Below are 2860 nucleotides of genomic sequence, written 5' to 3' on the forward strand. Positions count from 1 at the left end.
GCCCCGGCCCTATCTCCGTCTTGGCCACCCCCCTCGCCCCCATCAGCTGGCTACGGTAGTCCAGAGGCCGCCTCTTCAAAGCCTGCCTCACCTTGTACCCCACGTACGCCACAGCCACCGCCCCAACAGCGGCTAGGCCCGCCGCGGCGTATGAAGCCCCCTGGGACTGGTAGTACGGCTGGCCGCTCCCCGCGAAGTACAGCGAAAGGGCAAAGAGGGCCAGGCCGGAGGCGGCCAGGGCCCCGTGGCCGGCCACCATCTCCCCCACGATAAGCGCCGCGCCGGCCAGGGCGAGGAGAAGGGAGAGGAGGTCGGCCCCCAGCTGGCCCACGAGGTAGAGGGCCAGGGCGAGAAGAACGCCGCCCACGACGCCCACCCCCTGGAACCCCGCGGCCACCAGCTCGTAGCCGATGAGCACGACACCCAGCAGGATCATAAGCGAGATGAGGGCCGGGTCCGACAGGGCGTTGAGCAACCTCGCCAGCGGGTCCCGCCTGTACACAGCCGCGAAGCTCCAGCCCTCGGGAGGCGGAGGCTCGGCGATGCCGAGCTTCACGGCCTCCGCGCCGGTGAGCACCCTGTTCTGCCTAACAAAAGACTCGGCGACGTCGACGCGGGAGTCGTTCCACTTGGCGGAGGCCAGGGACCTCATCCTAGCCGCGGCGTAGTTCACCACCTTCGGGTCCGGGGGCCTGGGCTCCGCCGCGCCTATCTCAGCCGTCGGCGCCATGTAGATGCGCTTCGCCGCCATGGCTATGAAGGCGCCCGCCGACACCGCCTTGGCCCCCTCCGGCACGTAGGCGTACACCGGCACCCCGGCGTTTAGAAACATCTCCACGATCTGGTCCATGGGGCCGAGGAACCCCCCGTAGGTGTCCAGCACCACCACGAGAGGCACCCCCAGCCTCTCCGCCTCAGCCAGCGCAGACCTAGCCAGCGACGCCGCCGTGCCGTCCACAGTCCCGTCGAGGTAGAGGGCCACCGCCGCCCCTCCGGCCGCCGCGTGCGCCGCGAGGAGGAGAAGCAACCCCAGCCACCTGCCCACGCCCCCATCAACAAACAGTTTTAAAAATTGAGGCGCCCAGCACCCCGTGGCCAAGGAGGCGAAGCAGGCCATCAGGGAGAGGATATGGAGACTAATGGAGGAGAGAGGCGTCGCCGCCTTCCCCCGCCCCGTCTACGGCAGAATCCCCAACTTCAAAGGCGCTGAGAAGGCCTGCCAAAACCTAGCCCACCTAGACGTATTCGCCAAGGCCGCCGTTGTTAAGATAAACCCCGACGCCCCCCAGAGGCCCTGCCGCGAGGCGGCGATGCACGCCGGCAAGAAGGTGGTGATGCCCACACCCCGCATCCGCGAGGGCCTCCTACTCCTAGACCCAGCCCAAATCCCCAAAGCCGCGTACAGAGAGGCATCCACCATCGCCGGCGCCTTTAAATGGGGCAAGCCCGTCAAGCCCTGGGACCTCCCACCGGTAGACCTCGTGGTGATAGGCTCAGTAGCCGTAAACCCCAGAGACGGGAGGAGGCTCGGAACCTTCGCATATAATCTCGCTGGGCTCACAACTGGACCAATAGCCTAAGGCCTCCTCTTTTTCCAAGCTTCACAGATTCCCAATTACATGACTCTGACAAAGCGCTCTGTTGGTAAGGATTTTGGTTTGTATTTCTTCGCCTAAAGATCTAAGTAGGTAATAATCGCCGATGGAAAGATTTCCGTCTTCTAAAACGACTATTCATAAATTTAAAAATATTACATTGTATATGGGCAATTTAGGTATAGATGGCCTATGGCATAAGGACGCGATCAATTGTGCTGAAGAGTGGAGAAGTTACCTTAGTGAATCCTGCGATGATCTCATTACGAAGCTAAGGCAAGCCCTAATGCAGGTTCCTAGAGTTATCAGCCGGGGGAAAAGAACCTTGTTTGATTATGGCGATGTAAAGATATCTACAGATGGAAAGGTCACTATACTAAAAGTAAAAGGTCAGAATGAGTTAGCAACAAAGCTTAAGAAATTAAAAGGTACTGCAAATATCTCCTCGGATTTCAAATATTCATACCTGCTTGGATGGCTTGCTTCAGATGCCTATATTGAGGATATTTATGTCAAAGTCGGCACTACGCAATTTTGGCAATTATCGAAATTAACTAAATTATTCAATCTAGTAAATATTAGAATAAAAGGCTTTAGCCTCACTAAAAAGGGACTAAAACCAATTGTAGAGATATACTGGCGCCTTGACACAAGCTGGTGGAATGTCACAGTACGGGAAGCGGTATCAGCTCTAAATTCAAATCCACTAATACAAAGGGCTATTAGTGCTATAAACAGCAGGTTAGATGTAAGCAACTTTCTCTCTGATTGGAATAGAAGAGCTAGAAGATATGTTTCAGCCTCACTACTTAACAAAAGCGAAAGAGATTTCGGCGCCTTCATGTTGGGATTAATAGAAGGCGACGGCCACGTAAATGAAAAATACAGTTACGTCTCTATTACCATTGGCGATGAAAAATTGGCAATAATACTAGTAGCGCTTATGTGGAAATTCGGGTTTACCCCAAGAATATATAGACGTAGAAGATACTACTTGCTTAATATTTATAAACGACAACTTCGCAAACTCGTGACAATCATACCCCCAGAATTGCTTACAGATTCACCTAAAGCTGAAAAATTAGTAAAAATCGGAAGCTTTAAATGGAGCTTCTCTGTGAGAAAAACCAGCACTTCAATAAACGTGATTACATCGCCTAAAAACCAATTCCAAACTTATCTAACTGTTGAAAAGCTAAAAGAAATAGGCCTAACAGAAAAAATACACTTTACATTTGCAGTGCCATCCCCCCACAAGAGCGGAC

At 54.1% G+C, this 2860-nt stretch carries 2 protein-coding genes and 1 pseudogene; 2 read left to right on the forward strand and 1 reads right to left on the reverse strand.

Features of this window, described 5'->3' with window-relative positions:
* On the reverse strand, nucleotides 1-1045 hold a 1045-nt coding region (locus tag ACP5J3_RS12525; RefSeq protein ID WP_428495992.1), incomplete at its 3' end, for an SDH family Clp fold serine proteinase.
* A 46-nt stretch (nucleotides 1046-1091) separates the two neighbouring features.
* Here ACP5J3_RS12525 and ACP5J3_RS12530 point away from each other — a divergent pair.
* Both ACP5J3_RS12530 and ACP5J3_RS12535 read left to right on the forward strand, forming a co-directional pair.
* A pseudogene (locus ACP5J3_RS12530) lies at nucleotides 1092-1532 on the forward strand (5-formyltetrahydrofolate cyclo-ligase); the annotation flags it as partial.
* Between the two features lie 229 nt (nucleotides 1533-1761).
* Nucleotides 1762-2860: LAGLIDADG family homing endonuclease (locus tag ACP5J3_RS12535; protein WP_428495993.1), on the forward strand; the 1099-nt coding region annotated here is incomplete at its 3' end.

Source organism: Pyrobaculum sp. (genome assembly GCF_049971835.1).
GTDB lineage: Archaea > Thermoproteota > Thermoprotei > Thermoproteales > Thermoproteaceae > Pyrobaculum.